General features: G+C 65.6%; 15 protein-coding genes. 11 read left to right on the top strand and 4 right to left on the bottom strand.

The annotated features are described in order from the left end of the window. The first annotated feature begins 38 nt into the window (after positions 1–38). Positions 39–1,130, top strand: coding sequence for a citrate synthase/methylcitrate synthase (locus tag IC762_RS03270; protein WP_195787226.1), 1,092 nt, complete (start codon positions 39–41; stop codon positions 1,128–1,130). A 150-nt stretch (positions 1,131–1,280) separates the two neighbouring features. Here the strand turns inward: IC762_RS03270 and IC762_RS03265 are convergent, their stop codons facing one another. Continuing rightward, positions 1,281–1,922 carry a J domain-containing protein gene (locus tag IC762_RS03265; RefSeq protein WP_195787225.1) on the bottom strand — a complete coding sequence of 214 codons (642 nt, stop codon included), beginning with the start codon at positions 1,920–1,922 and terminating at the stop codon, positions 1,281–1,283. A 107-nt stretch (positions 1,923–2,029) separates the two neighbouring features. On the opposite strand from IC762_RS03265, the gene IC762_RS03260 reads away from it, so the two are divergent. Both IC762_RS03260 and IC762_RS03255 read left to right on the top strand, forming a co-directional pair. Then, positions 2,030–2,305, top strand: a complete 276-nt coding sequence (locus IC762_RS03260) for a BolA family protein (RefSeq protein WP_195787224.1) — start codon at positions 2,030–2,032, stop codon at positions 2,303–2,305. A gap of 133 nt (positions 2,306–2,438) precedes the next feature. After that, positions 2,439–2,888, top strand: coding sequence for a hypothetical protein (locus IC762_RS03255; protein ID WP_195787223.1), 450 nt, complete (start codon positions 2,439–2,441; stop codon positions 2,886–2,888). Between the two features lie 6 nt (positions 2,889–2,894). Here IC762_RS03255 and IC762_RS03250 read toward each other — a convergent pair whose 3' ends face one another. From IC762_RS03250 to IC762_RS03240, 3 genes are read right to left on the bottom strand one after another with little or no spacing between them, the layout of a single operon-like run. Next, positions 2,895–4,205: an HlyC/CorC family transporter gene (locus IC762_RS03250; protein WP_195787222.1), complete on the bottom strand. Its 1,311-nt coding sequence runs from the start codon at positions 4,203–4,205 to the stop codon at positions 2,895–2,897. A gap of 16 nt (positions 4,206–4,221) precedes the next feature. Continuing rightward, positions 4,222–5,364 carry a 3-dehydroquinate synthase gene (gene aroB / locus IC762_RS03245; RefSeq protein WP_195787221.1) on the bottom strand — a complete coding sequence of 381 codons (1,143 nt, stop codon included), beginning with the start codon at positions 5,362–5,364 and terminating at the stop codon, positions 4,222–4,224. Continuing rightward, a complete protein-coding gene (locus IC762_RS03240; protein ID WP_195787220.1) occupies positions 5,361–5,993 on the bottom strand; it encodes a shikimate kinase in 633 nt (210 codons plus the stop codon). The genes aroB and IC762_RS03240 overlap by 4 nt, the downstream gene beginning before the upstream one ends. A gap of 158 nt (positions 5,994–6,151) precedes the next feature. On the opposite strand from IC762_RS03240, the gene IC762_RS03235 reads away from it, so the two are divergent. From IC762_RS03235 to IC762_RS03200, 8 genes are all read left to right on the top strand, one after another. Next, complete coding sequence (locus IC762_RS03235) at positions 6,152–6,298, top strand: hypothetical protein (RefSeq protein WP_016843561.1); 147 nt, start codon at positions 6,152–6,154, stop codon at positions 6,296–6,298. 17 nt (positions 6,299–6,315) lie between these two features. After that, complete coding sequence (gene xerD, locus IC762_RS03230) at positions 6,316–7,287, top strand: site-specific tyrosine recombinase XerD (protein ID WP_195787219.1); 972 nt, start codon at positions 6,316–6,318, stop codon at positions 7,285–7,287. A gap of 189 nt (positions 7,288–7,476) precedes the next feature. After that, entirely contained in the window at positions 7,477–8,439 is a 963-nt protein-coding gene (locus IC762_RS03225) for an acetyl-CoA carboxylase carboxyltransferase subunit alpha (RefSeq protein WP_195787218.1), read from the top strand. A gap of 230 nt (positions 8,440–8,669) precedes the next feature. Next, a complete protein-coding gene (locus tag IC762_RS03220; protein ID WP_195787217.1) occupies positions 8,670–10,133 on the top strand; it encodes a L,D-transpeptidase family protein in 1,464 nt (487 codons plus the stop codon). A 263-nt stretch (positions 10,134–10,396) separates the two neighbouring features. After that, positions 10,397–10,783: a nuclear transport factor 2 family protein gene (locus tag IC762_RS03215; protein ID WP_195787216.1), complete on the top strand. Its 387-nt coding sequence runs from the start codon at positions 10,397–10,399 to the stop codon at positions 10,781–10,783. Positions 10,784–10,910: 127 nt separating this feature from the next. Continuing rightward, positions 10,911–12,446: a Do family serine endopeptidase gene (locus tag IC762_RS03210; RefSeq protein WP_195787215.1), complete on the top strand. Its 1,536-nt coding sequence runs from the start codon at positions 10,911–10,913 to the stop codon at positions 12,444–12,446. A gap of 164 nt (positions 12,447–12,610) precedes the next feature. Beyond that, positions 12,611–13,954: a S41 family peptidase gene (locus IC762_RS03205; protein ID WP_195787214.1), complete on the top strand. Its 1,344-nt coding sequence runs from the start codon at positions 12,611–12,613 to the stop codon at positions 13,952–13,954. Then, positions 13,951–14,166, top strand: a complete 216-nt coding sequence (locus IC762_RS03200; RefSeq protein ID WP_195787213.1) for a hypothetical protein — start codon at positions 13,951–13,953, stop codon at positions 14,164–14,166. Before IC762_RS03205 ends, IC762_RS03200 begins: the two co-directional genes overlap by 4 nt. The last annotated feature ends 35 nt before the right edge of the window (positions 14,167–14,201 follow it).

Raw genomic sequence — 14,201 nt, 5'->3', positions numbered from 1 at the left:
GGCCCGACCTTATCGGTACGAAACAAGGAGATCGGGCCATGAATCTGCACCTCACCAAAAGCACGATCGGTCTGGACGGCGTTCCCGCCGCCGAGACCGTGTTGAGCCATGTCGACGGCGAGCGCGGCGAACTGATCATCGCCGGCGAGCACGTCGCCAACCTCGCCGGCAAGTCGGGCTTCGAGGGCGTCACCGCGCGGCTGTGGAACGGCGCCACCGGCAAGGCGCTGAGCGAGGCCAATGTCCGCGCCGGCCTCGGCGCCGCCCGCGAACGCGCCTTTGCCCGCCTGCCGGAGCTGTTGCCGGCGACCCGCGGCATGTCGATCGTCGACGGCTTTCGTGCCGCGAGCGCTGGCCTGCGCGGCGAGAACGGGCTGGAGCACGAGGCGACCATCGTCGGCGCCTTCCCGGTGATCGCGGGTGCGCTGGTCCAGCGTGCCAAGGGCCACGACCCGATCGCGCCGGACCCGACGATCAGCCACGCCGCCGATACGCTGCGGATGCTGCGGGGTGGCAAGGCCGAGCCGCGCGAGGTCGCAGCGCTCGATGCCTATTTCGTCACGGTCTGCGATCACGGCATGAACGCCTCGACCTTCACCGCGCGGGTGATCGCCTCGACCCAGGCCGATTTGTTTGCGGCGATCACCGGCGGCTATTGCGCGCTGACCGGGCCGCTGCATGGCGGCGCGCCGGAGCCGGTGCTGGAGATGCTGGATGCGATCGGCACGCGCGAGCGGATCAAGCCCTGGGTCGACGACGCGCTTTCGCGCGGCGAACGGCTGATGGGATTCGGCCACCGCGTCTATCGGGTGCGCGACCCCCGGGCCGACGTGCTGAAAGCCGCGATCGAGCGGCTCGCCGCTGACGGCGCCGATTTGCCGTTTGCCGGCGAGGTCGAGGCCTATATCCGCGCAGCGCTGCGGAACAAGAACCCGGAACGGCCGCTGGAGACCAATGTCGAATTCTTCACCGCGATCCTGCTCGACGCGCTGCAGATCCCGCGGCAGGCGTTCACGCCGATCTTCGCGGTCGCCCGCGCCGCCGGCTGGACCGCCCACGCCCTGGAGCAACGCCGCACCGGCCGACTGATCCGGCCGAGCTCGTCCTATGTCGGGGCGATGCCGAAGTGATCGAAAATCTTCTCCTTCCCCCTAAAAGGGGAAAGGTCGGGATGGGGGTCAGCCGCGAGCGACACTGTATGCGGAGAGGGTATCCCCACCCGCTTTGCTCTCGCGAGCAAAGCGACCTCCCCTTTTCAAGGGGAGGTTAAGCGCGAAGGCCTAAGCCTCGCGTACCACGGTCTTCAGATAATTATACGCCTTGATGATCTCGATCAGGCGATCCTCGGTGGAGCGGTCGCCGCCATTGGCGTCGGGATGATGCTGCTTGACCAGCGCCTTGTATTTGGCCTTGACGTCTTCCAGCGTCGCACCGGCGGCAAGCCCCATCACCTGCAGCGCCTTGCGCTCGGCGTTCATGACCTTGCGGGTTTCCTGCTTGGCCTCCTGCGCGCCCCCCGGGCCGGGCCGCCAGCGGCCGCGGCCGTTGAGCTCGGAGAACATGTGGAACGGATCGGACGCGGCGTCGATGTCGCCCTCGCCCTTCTTGCCGCCATTGGCGCCCATCTTCCAGGTCGGCCGGTGACCGGTCAGCGCATCCTTCTGGTAGCGCGCGACGTCGTCCGGATTCATGCCCTGGAAGAAATTGTAGGACTGATTGTATTCGCGGACGTGATCGAGACAGAAGTGCCAGTACTCGCGCGAATTGTCACGACCCTTCGGGGCGCGGTGCGCGCCCTTGTTCTGGCAGCCCGCCCACTCGCAGGTCACGGCCTGATCGCCGGCCTGCGCCTGGCGCTTCGCACTCACCTTGGTCGGCTTGATGCGAATGGAGTCGAAGAATTTGGATGAATCGATCGGCATGCTTTGTTTGACTACGCAATGCACAATTCTTCAAGTCTTGACATTGCGCAGACCTCGTTTCCCGCTACATCATTGACGAAAAGCCGCCGCGAACGTAATGCCGCAGCATGAGCACGAAGGACGTTATCATAAACAAGTTGCGTGAAGCTTTCTTGCTGGAAAGCCTCGACGTCGTCGATGAATCACATCTGCATGAGGGCCACGCCGGCCACAGCCCGGGCGGCGAGACGCATTTCCGAGTGTATATGGTGTCGCCGGCGTTCGAAGGAAAGAGCCGGATCGAGCGACACCGCATGATTAATGCAGCACTGGCGCAGGAACTCGCCGGCTCCGTGCATGCGCTGGCGATCCACGCACACGCTCCCGGGGAAAAGCCGCGCTAGCTCGCGCTTGCCGCAAGACGCCGCGGTGGTTTTGCTCTATTGAGGGACGGATATTGTTCGGCGATGGACAGTCCCGTCTGTGAGCGGGCAGGCTCAAGGATCACATCGCCAGCCGATTTGAGAGGGGCCGTCGATGATCCCTTGCAGGGTGCGCTTCCGGTCGATCGCAGCCATTGCCGGCCTGCTTCTGGTCTGGCTGACGGGTCCGGCCTCGGCGCTGGACATGCCGAGCCCGTTCGTTCAGGAAGTGTTGATCAAGAGCATCCTGGTCTCGCTCAACGATGCGGTAGCCGCCAATAACTTCACCGTCTTCCATGCCAAGATATCGAAGCCGTTCCGGGACCAGTTCCCGCCGGACAAGCTGCAGACGATCTTCAAGGACCTGGTCGACAAGCACGCCGTGTTCGATGCCGTGGTCGCCAAGCCGATCATCCTCGACGAGGACGCCAAGATCGACGACAAGGGCGTGCTGCGGCTGAAGGGCCATTTCGACACCACGCCCAAGCAGGTGAAGTACCAGCTCGGCTTCATCGCCTCCGACGGATTGTGGAAGCTGTCGGGCATCTCGATCGATATCGAGTAGGCCGCTTCAGAACGCCGTGCCCGCGCGCTTCGGCTTCTTCTCCTCGAGCTCAGTCCCTTCGCGCGGCACGGCGACGATGCGCAGCGCGGTGATGCGGTTGCGCTCGCGGCGAAGCACGCGGAAGCGGAAGCCGTGGAAAGTGAAGCTCTGGCCGCGGTCAGGGATCGAGCGCGCTTCGTGGATCACGAGGCCGGCGACCGTGGTCGCCTCCTCGTCCGGCAGGTGCCAGTCCATGGCGCGGTTGAGATCGCGGATCGGCACCGAGCCGTCGACCACGACCGAACCGTCGGGCTGCGCGCGCACGCCGGCGACGACGACGTCGTGCTCGTCGGAGATGTCGCCGACGATCTCCTCCAGAATGTCCTCAAGGGTCACCATACCTTCGACCTCGCCATACTCGTCGACGACGAGGGCGAAGTGGGTCTTGCGGCGGCGGAACGCCTTCAACTGCTCGGAGACCGGGCGCATCTCCGGCACGAACCAGGGCGGCAGCGCGATCGCCGAGGCGTCGATCGCCGACATATCACCCTCATTGGCGCGGATCGCGCGCAGCATATCCTTGGCGTGCAGCACGCCGATGATGTTTTCCGGCTTTTCCCGCCACAGCGGGATCCGGGTGTATTCGCTCGCCAGCACCTCGCGCACCAGTTCCTCCGGCGGCAGATCGGCATTGACCATGGTCATCTCGGTGCGGTGGACCATGACGTCGGAGACCTGAAGCTCGCGCAGGTCCAGCAGGCCGCCGAGCATGTCGCGGTCCTGCTTCTCGACCTTGCCCTCGTGATGCAACAGGTCGACCGCGCCGCGCAGGCGCTCGGTCGGCGACAGTACGGCCTGATGGGCCCCGACCTTGATGCCGAGCAGCTTCATCAGCGCCAGCACGATGGCCTCGATCACCGCGAGCAGCGGCCCGAGCAGCAGGATCGTCAGCCGCATCGGCCGCGCAACCAGCAGCGAGATACGGTCCGGGGCGTTGATCGCGATGGTTTTCGGCAGCACCTCGGCGAACACGACCACCATCACGGTCATGACCGCGGTGGCGTAGAGCACGCCGACATCGCCGAACCAGGCGGTGAACACGCCGGTCGCCAGCGCCGAGGCACCGATATTGGCGATGTTGTTGCCGAGCAGCAGCGCGCCGATCATCCGCTCGCGCATGGCGATCAGCTTCGAGACGACGCTGGCCTCGCTGTTGCCCTGCTTGGACAGCCGCAGCATGCTGGCGCGCGAGGCGCCGGTCAGCGCGGTCTCGCTCGCCGCGAAGAACGCGGAAACGAGCAGACAGACCAGCACGATCGCGAAGGTGAACCAGCCCACTGACTTGATCCGCGGTTTAGGCCTTCAGTCTGGCTTGCAGGAAGTCGCGCACCAGCGACGGCTCGACATTGTTGGAAATCACGGCGCGGCCGACGGCCTCGAGCAGGATGAACGTCAGCCTGCCGCGCTTGACCTTCTTGTCCTGCGCCATCAGCGCCAGCAGCGCGTCCGCGTCGGCAAGGCCCTCCTGCTTGAAGCCGGCGATGTCCTGCAGCCGCGTCGGCAATCCTACCGCGGAAAGATGACGCGCGATGCGGGCCGCATCGTCAGGCGCGATCATGCCGAGCTGCGCGGAGAATTCCGCCGCCAGCACCATGCCAACCGAGACGCCCTCGCCATGGAACAGGCGGTCGGAGAAGCCGGTCGCAGCTTCCAGCGCATGGCCGAAGGTATGGCCGAGATTGAGCAGCGCACGCTCGCCGATCTCGCGCTCGTCGCGGGAGACGACACCAGCCTTGGCGCGGCAGGAGGTCGCGATGGCGTGCTCGCGTCCAGCGCCACCTGCGAAGATATCGGCGTGGTTCTTCTCCAGCCAGGTGAAGAAGGCCTCGTCACCGAGGATGCCGTATTTCGCCACCTCGGCGTAGCCGGCGCGGAACTGGCGTGGCGACAGCGTGTCGAGCACGGAGGTGTCGGCAATGACAAGCACCGGCTGGTGGAAGGCGCCGATCAGGTTCTTGCCTTGCGGCGAGTTGATGCCGGTCTTGCCGCCGACCGAGGAATCGACCTGCGCCAGCAGCGAGGTCGGCACCTGCACGAAATCGACGCCGCGGCGCAGGATCGCGGCCGCAAAGCCCGCGAGATCGCCGACCACGCCGCCGCCGAGCGCGATCACCAGATCGTTGCGCTCGATCTTGGCCGAGATCAGCGCTTCCGAAACCTGGGTCAGCGTCGCGTAGCTCTTCGAGGCCTCGCCCTCCTCGACCACGATCCGCGCCGTGGGAATGCCGGCTGCGGCCAGCGACGCCTCGGTCGGCTCCAGCCAGTGCTTCGCGACGGTACGGTCAGTGACGATGGCGGTGCGCACGCCGGGCCGCAGCGCCGCGACGCGTTCGCCGAGGGATTTCAGCACGTCGCGGCCGATCACGATGTCGTAGGCGCGATCGCCGAGCGCGACATCGACGGTGACGGATGCGGAGTGTTTCAAAGGCGCAGTCATGAGGTTGCGTTCATTCCATCGGATGGCGGCTCGACAGCCGAGCGTGGGCCGCAGAGATAGCTGCGCAGGGCCTCGAGGCATTCGTCGACGATGCGGTCATGCGGCACGTCGCGCGAGGCGACGGTCAGGTCGGCATTGGCGTAGACCGGCTCGCGCTCGCCGAGCAGACGATTGACCGTCGCCTCGGGATCGGCGGTTTGCAGCAGCGGGCGGTCGGCGCGGCGACGGACCCGGCGCATGATGATGTCGGTGTCGGCCTTGAGCCAGATCGAGACCGCCCGCTCCCGGATCCGGTCGCGGGTCTCCTCGCGCATGAAGGCGCCGCCGCCGGTCGCCAGCACGACCGGACGCTCTTCGAGTATCCGCGCGATCACCCGCGCTTCGCCGTCCCGAAAATAGGGTTCGCCATATTCCTGGAAGATTTCCGGGATCGTCATCCGGTGGGCGGTCTCGATCTCGGTGTCGGCATCGGTGAAGGGCAGCCGCAGGCGCGCCGCGATCCGCCGGCCGATGGTCGATTTGCCGGCCCCCATCATGCCGACCAGCACGATCGACCGCGGCCCCAGCGCGGCCGCGATATCGGCCTCGAGGGTCGGAGTGGTGGGTGCCGGGACGGCTGCGTCGGACATCAAAAAGCTCTGGTCGCGGGGCGATTTGTCATATTGAAGGCCACCTATACTACCCCCGGCGATACCGTTACCAGCCAGACTTTACCAGCCAGACTTGCAACGACACGGGGAACATGTTGGATGATTTCATTGGTTAATTCGCCTCCCGAGCCGCCTCCATGCCCAGCCTGTTCCGCTTCCTGACGGTCGTCGCCGTGATCTTCGGCATCGGCTACGGGATCGTGTTCGCGCTGGCCAATTTCGTCCATCCCAAGCCGCGGGAAATGACGGTGACCATCCCGCCGGATAAGTTCCTCAAGAAATAGGCGCTATGATTGCTGGCATGCCCGCTCCTGCCAGACCTGCTGCCAAATCCTCCGACGCCCGCCTGACCGCGCTGTTCCTCGACATGCTCGCCGCGGAACAGGGCGCCGGCGCCAACACGCTCGACGCCTACCGGCGCGATCTCACCGACTTCTCCGATTACCTCAGCCACGCCGGTACGAATTTCACCGGCGCCGACACCGAGGCGCTACGCGGCTATCTCGCCGATCTCGATACGCGCGGCTTCAAATCGTCGAGCGTGGCGCGGCGGCTGTCGGCGATCCGGCATCTCTATCGCTTCCTGCTCAATGAGCGGATCCGCAGTGACGATCCGGCCGCGATCCTGTCCGGCCCGAAGCGCGGACGCGGCCTGCCCAAGGTGCTGTCGATCACTGATGTCGACCGCATGCTGACCCGCGCGAAACAACTGACCGGGAGCGACGTCTCGCCGGCGCAGCGGCTGCGCGCGCTGCGGCTCTACTGCCTGCTCGAGGTGCTCTACGCCACCGGCCTGCGCGTCTCCGAGCTGGTGTCGCTGCCGCTGTCCGCAGCGCGGCGCGACACGCGGATGATCGTGGTGCGCGGCAAGGGCAACAAGGAGCGGCTGGTGCCATTGAACGACGCCTCGCGCCAGGCGATGGCGGATTACCTCGCGGCGATGGCCGTGATGCAGCCCGAGAAGAAGAAAGCAGCAACATCGAAATGGCTGTTTCCCTCGTTCGGCGAGAGCGGCCATTTGACCCGGCAGCATTTCGCCCGCGACCTGAAGGAGCTCGCGAGCGCCTCCGGCCTCGCGCCGCGGTTGGTCTCTCCGCACGTGCTGCGCCATGCCTTCGCCAGCCACCTGCTGCACAACGGTGCTGACTTGCGCATCGTGCAGACCCTGCTCGGTCATACCGATATCTCGACAACCCAGATCTACACCCATGTGGTCGAGGAGCGGCTGAAGAGCCTGGTCCGCGACCTGCACCCGTTGGCCGAGAAGGCGTAGCTCCATCCGGGCTACGGGACCACGGCAACGTCTTGACTTCCGCGGCGTCTCCGCAGAAAGAGCGTCACCTGCCCGCGACGAAGCGTGCGCTCGACCCGAGCGCGCGTTAACCAATTGAAGTATCAAAACTTCTCTATCCGACGCCAAAACCGCTTCGCCCCTCGCACCCTTCCTCCCTATATTGACGCGATGCCTGACCCGATGCGCAGCTATCTCGACTTCGAAAAACCCGTCGCCGAGCTTGAATCCAAGATCGACGAGTTGCGTGCGCTCGCGGCCAGCGGCAGCGACATCGGCGACGAGGTCGCCCGCATCGAGGACAAGGCGGCGCAGGCGCTCACCGAGCTCTACGCCAATCTGACGCCGTGGCAGAAGACGCTGGTGGCGCGGCATCCGCAGCGGCCGCATTTGACCGATTTCATCGGCGGCCTGATCACCGAATTCACGCCGATGGCCGGCGACCGCAAATTCTCCGACGACGAGGCGCTGGTCGGCGGCTTCGGCCGCTTCCGCGGCGAGAGCATCTGCGTGGTCGGCCAGGAAAAGGGCGCCACCACCGAGAGCCGCATCAAGCACAATTTCGGCATGGCGCGGCCGGAAGGCTACCGCAAGGCGGTGCGGCTGATGGAGATGGCCGACCGCTTCGGCATCCCGGTGCTGTCGATCGTCGATTCCGCCGGCGCCTATCCCGGCATCGGCGCCGAGGAGCGCGGCCAGGCCGAGGCGATCGCGCGCTCGACCGATGCCTGCCTTTCGCTCGGCGTACCCAACGTTGCGATCGTCACCGGCGAGGGCATGTCAGGCGGCGCCATCGCCATCACGACCGCGAACCGCGTGCTGATGATGGAGCATGCGATCTACTCCGTGATCTCGCCGGAGGCGGCATCCTCGATCCTGTGGCGCGACGGCACCAAGGCGCAGGAAGCCGCCAACAGCATGAAGATCACCGCCCAGGACATGCTGCGCTTCGGCGTGATCGACCAGATCCTGAAAGAGCCCTCCGGCGGCGCCCACCGGGATGCCGCGGCGATGATCGCGACCACCGGCGATGCCATCGCCCAGGCGCTTGGCGACCTACGAAATCTTGATCCGGACGCGATTCGCAAACAGCGGCGGCAGAAATTCCTGGATATCGGCCGCAAGCTCGGCTGATGTGCCGAAACGGCGCGATTTTTGGCCCAAATCGGCAATTTTGGCCGCAATTCAGCCCCGAGCCGGGTCTTTAACATTCCTTGAACCATGCCTGCTACCGTAAGGTTTGGTTCCCCCCGTTCAGGTTGCGAGCAGGGGGAGCGAAGGCTAATATTTTAGACAATGGCTTCAGGGCTTTTTCGCCGTGTTGGGGTCGCGAAAAATCGCCCGGTGGGTGTGGAGCTCGGACTTTGAATCATCGCACGGTCGTACGCGCGCTTCTCGCCTCCGCCGCCCTTGCGGCGAGCGTGCTGCTCGCCGGTTGTGACACCGACCAGATTTCGCTGGCCCAGAACGCCAAGGCCAATCAGCCGGTGCCGCCGAAACTCGTCGCCGCGATGGCCGAGAAGGACATGGACCTGCAGTCGCCGATCCTGGTCCGCCTGTTCAAGGAAGAGGCCACGCTTGAGGTCTGGAAACAGAACCGCTCCGGCCAGTTCGCGCTGCTCAAGACCTATCCGATCTGCCGCTGGTCGGGCGATCTCGGCCCCAAGGTGCGCGAAGGCGACCGCCAGGCGCCCGAAGGGTTCTACTCGATCAACCCGAGCCAGATGAACCCGCAGTCGGCCTACTACCTCTCGTTCAACACCGGCTACCCCAACGCCTTCGACAAGGCGCTCGGCCGCACCGGCTCCGAGCTGATGGTGCATGGCGATTGCTCCTCGCGCGGCTGCTACGCGATGACCGACGAGCAGATCGCGGAGATCTATTCGCTCGGCCGCGAGTCCTTCTTCGGCGGCCAGAAGGCGTTTCAATTCCAGGCCTATCCGTTCCACATGACCGCGGCCAACATGGCCAAGCACCGCAACAACCCGAACATGCCTTTTTGGCGAATGATCAAGGAAGGCAATGACCATTTCGAGGTGACCAAGCAGGAGCCGAAGGTCGACTTCTGCGAGAAGAAATATGTGTTCGATGCGGCCAAGCCGCCGAACGCGACACGCGATCCGGTGTTCAACGCCTCCGCCAAGTGCCCGGCCTATGTGATCCCCGACGAGATCGCGAATGCGGTGCGCGAGAAGGAGCAGCAGGACAACGCCGAGATGGCCAAGCTGGTGTCGAAGGGCACGCCGATGGCCCGCATGAACACCGGCATCGACGGCGGCATGAACGCGATCTTCGCCTCCAAGATTCCGGAAGGCAACACCGGTCTCTCCGAAGGCGGCGACAGCCAGAACCTGCAATCGATGGCGCTGGCGCGCGCGCCCGGCACCATCCCCGGCACGGTCAACCCGCCGAAGCCGAATCTCGCAGTGGCGCAGGATGAGCCCGCGGTGGCGACGACGTCGTCGACGCCGACGACCCGTGTCGCCACGGCGAGGGCCGACAAGTCCGAAGGCGGCTTCTTCTCCAGCTTCGCCCGCAAGGTCGGCATCGGCGGCACTGCCGCGGCCGACGCGACCCCGGCAGCACCCGTTGCGCCCGCACCCAAGGCGGTCGCGGCGGCACCGGCCAGGCCGAAGCTCGCCGAAGCCAAGCCGCAATCGGTGGTCCGCGTCGCGCCGAAGCCCGCCGCCAGGCCGGCGCTGAAGCCGTCGATCACCGACACCGCCGCAGCGCCTGCGCCTGCCCCGACCACCAACAGCCAGCTCGCCGGCGCCGCTCCGGTGGTGCAGTCCAGCTCGTTCGACAATCGCTTCTCGGCGATGAAGTAGCGCGGCGCTCCAGCCGCCGTCTCTCCACTCGTCATTCCGGGGGTCGCCAACGGGTCGCGCGAACGCGCGCCCGATGACAGGCTCCGCGAGAACCCGGAATCCATCGCGCCACACCACGCCTGGATGAATGGATTCCGGGCTCATGCTTCGCATGCCCCGGAATGACGGCGTAGAGAGTCCTTGCAACATCGCGACGAGATTGCGCTTGCCAATGGCGTGAGGCAGGGCGTGAAATGCCGCACAATCACGGCCGGGAGATTGCCATGGATGATCGCACCGTGCGGGCTGCGTTGCAGCGTCACTGGGAGGCGTCGGATGCCAGCGATTTCGAGGCGGAGCACGACATCTACGCCGACGATGCGGTGCTCGACTATCCGCAATCGGGCGAGCGGATCCGCGGCCGGCGCAACATCCAGCAGAGCCGGACGGTGCAGCCGAACACCAAGCGCTTCACGATCCGGCGCATGATCGGCAGCGGCGATCTCTGGGTCACCGAATTCGTGCTGACCTATGACGGCGTCCCTTCCTACACGGTGAGCATCATGGAATTCCGCGACGGTCGGGTCATCCACGAAACTCAGTATTTTGCGGATCGGTTCGAGCCCGGCGCTTCGCGCGCGCATCTGGTCGAGCGCATCGCAAAGACATGACGCGTCCGTCGAGCGTTACCGCGAATTTAGCAACCTATCCCTCGAATTAATGCCTCGGACAGGACGTCGTAATGCGGCGGCGATAGGTTTGGTGTCGGCGACATCAACCATTTCCGCGAGAGACATCATGCCTGACACCAACACATCAAACGACAACGGCAAATCAAATCGCAAACCGCTTTCGGCCCGCCGGCTCGCGCTGCTGGGCTCCGTCGCAATGATCGGCGCTGCCGTCGCCGTCACGGGGGCGCTGAGCCACGGGCGATTCGTCGAACGGGCATTCGCCGCGCCGATCGCGCAGACGCAGGGCCCGGCGGGCTTCGCCGACCTGGTCGCGAAGGTCAAACCGGCCGTCATTTCGGTCCGCGTGAAGCTCGACGAAGGCGATGCGAACGCGGCCGGTCCCGGGGCCGAGAACCTGCCGCCGTCGATGCGCGGCACGCCATTCGAGAAATTCTTCCGTCAATTCGGCTATGACGGCTCGCCCGACGGCGGCAGACTGCAGCGCCATCAGGTCATCACCGGCGTCGGCTCCGGTTTCTTCATTTCTGCGGACGGCTATGCCGTGACCAATAATCACGTCGTCGATCATGCCACCTCGGTGCAGGTCACCACCGACGACGGCACCATCTATACCGCGAAGGTGATCGGCACCGATCCGAAGACCGATCTCGCGCTGATCAAGGTCGAAGGCAAGAGCGACTTCACCTACGTCAATCTCGAAAACCAGACGCCGCGGGTCGGCGACTGGGTCGTGGCGGTCGGCAACCCCTATGGTCTCGGCGGCACCGTGACGGCCGGCATCATCTCGGCCGAGGGTCGCGACATCGGCGCGGGCCCCTATGACAATTACATCCAGATCGACGCGCCCATCAACAAGGGCAATTCCGGCGGCCCGACCTTCGACACCAATGGCAACGTCATCGGCGTCAACACCGCGATCTATTCGCCGTCCGGCGGCTCGGTCGGCATCGGCTTCGACGTCCCGGCATCGACCGTGAAGATGATCGTCGCCCAGCTCAAGGAGCACGGCACGGTGACGCGCGGCTACATCGGCGTGCAGGTGCAGCCGGTGACGACCGGCATCGCCGAAAGCCTCGGCCTGAAGCAGGCCCGGGGCGCGCTGGTCGACGAGGCCCAGCCGGACACGCCTGCGGCGCAGGCCGGCATCCGGCCGGGTGACGTGATCACGGCGGTCAACGGCAACGCGGTCAAGGACTCGCGGACGCTGGCGCGCGAGATCTCGGGAATGGCGCCGGGCAGCTCGGCCAAGCTCGACATCCTGCGCAAGGGCGAGGCGCAGACGATCAACGTGACCCTCGCCAAGATGCCGAACGAGATCCAGAAGACTGCCCGGGCCGACGGCTCCGAGCAGGGCGCAAAGGGCATTCCGCATCTCGGCCTGTCGGTCGCCCCCGCCAGCGACGTCGGCGGCGCCGGCGACAGGGGCGTGGTCGTGACCGGGATCGAGCCGGACGGCCCGGCCGCCGAGCACGGCCTGCAATCCGGCGACATCATCCTGGCCGTCGGCGGCAAGAGCGTCAGCTCCGCGGCTGACCTTCGCAACGCGCTCTCGGAAGCAAAATCCGACGGCAAGCACGATGTGCTGATGCGGGTGAAGACGTCCGACAATACCCGCTTCGTCGCCATGCCGATCGGCTGATCGGCCGGCCAGCCGCCGCGGCGTCTCCTGGCGACGGCTGGTTCTCGGGATCATGATGCGATGCCATGGAACCGCATCATGATCTCATCGCTTTTGTTTGAAGTACGCCGCGGCGGCTCCCGTGGCATCCTCGCGTCGCATGTGCATTCACCGGACGGACAGCAATGAAGACATCCCATTTGCGTACGATCGCCATCGTCGGCGTGGCCACGGCCGCCGTCGCGGGCTTCGCTCTCGCTTCCGAGGTCGCCGCCGGTCCTTCAAGGGTCGACGTCGACCTTCTCGCCGGCGTGATGCAACTCGTGCAGCAGGACTACGTGCATCCGGTCGGCTCGGGCGAGCTGACCGACGCGGCCCTGAAGGGGATGCTGTCGCGGCTCGATCCGCACTCCTCCTACATGACCGAACAGGAATTCCGTGAGTCCCGCGAGGACATCAGCGGGAAGTTCGGCGGCGTCGGCCTCAAGATCACCGATCATAGCGGATTGCCGACCGTCCTCTCGCCGATCGACGACACGCCGGGCGCCCGCGCCGGCTTGCAGCCGGGCGATGCGATCGTGTCGGTGGACGGCCAGAGCACGCATGGCATCGACCTGATGGACGTGATCAGGAAGATTCGCGGCACGCCGGGATCGGTCGTCAAACTGACGATCCAGCGCGGCAGCCAGTCGCCCTTCGACGTGCCGCTGACCCGGCAGATCATCGAAGTCCATAGCGTCAAGTCGCGGCTGGAGCCGAACGATGTCGGCTATCTCAGGATCAGCGAGTTCGGCGCGGAGACGCCGAACGAACTGAAGCAGGCCATCATGTCGTTGCAGCACGAGGCCAACGGCAAGCTTGCCGGTGTCGTGCTCGATCTCCGCAACGACCCCGGCGGGTTGCTCACGTCCGCGGTCGACGTCTCCAGCGATTTCCTGAACGGCGGGACCGTGGTCTCGATCCGTGGCCGCAACGGCAACGACGATGAATCGTTCACCGCGCCCGCGAGCGGCGCCTTGCTGCCGGATACCCCGATGGTGGTGCTCGTCAACGGCGCCTCCGCGTCCGCATCCGAAATCGTCGCAGGCGCATTGCAGGATCGCCACCGCGCGACGGTGATGGGAACGCAGAGTTTCGGCAAGGGATCGGTCCAGACCATCATCCCGATCAAGGAGCATGGCGCGCTGCGGCTCACCACGGCGCTCTATTATACCGCGTCGGGCCGCTCCATTCAGGGTGACGGGATCACGCCGGACATCGTCGTCCAGGCAGCCAAGGACGAACAGGTCGAAAATTCCCTGATCTGGCGGGAAGCGCAACTGCACGGCGCGTTCGCCAATCCTGGCACGCTGCCAAATTCCGACGTGACGCCGGGCAGCAAGGGCGCATCGCCCGCGACCGCGTCACCGCCGATCAAGGAGCAACTGATCGGGACCGAACAGGACAGCCAGCTCAAGGCAGCGTTGAGCCATCTCGAACGCGCACCGTCGGCCAATCCGACGGTGATCCGGACGAGTGCGCCGGGGTGACCGGCGGCATCTCCGCCCTGCTCCGCGAGTCCCGGCGCGCGCTGGCCGGCTGGATCTGCGTGATCGGCGCTGCGCTGATTGGATTTTGGCTCACGAGAGGCGGCCCGTATCATGACTTCGCCGCGGGCGTCCTGCTGAGTGCGTCGACGCTGTTTATCGCGATGGCGCTGTTCGAGGGGGTTTGGCGGCTGTTCGTGGGCCCTGAGGCCTGAGCCGCCTTCGTCGTTCCGGGCTCATCGCTTCGCGA

Origin of the sequence: Bradyrhizobium genosp. L, from assembly GCF_015624485.1 — a bacterium.
Lineage (GTDB): Bacteria > Pseudomonadota > Alphaproteobacteria > Rhizobiales > Xanthobacteraceae > Bradyrhizobium.
The sequence above is the reverse complement of the archived record's forward strand: the minus strand, read 5'-3'. Positions and strand labels throughout refer to the sequence as shown.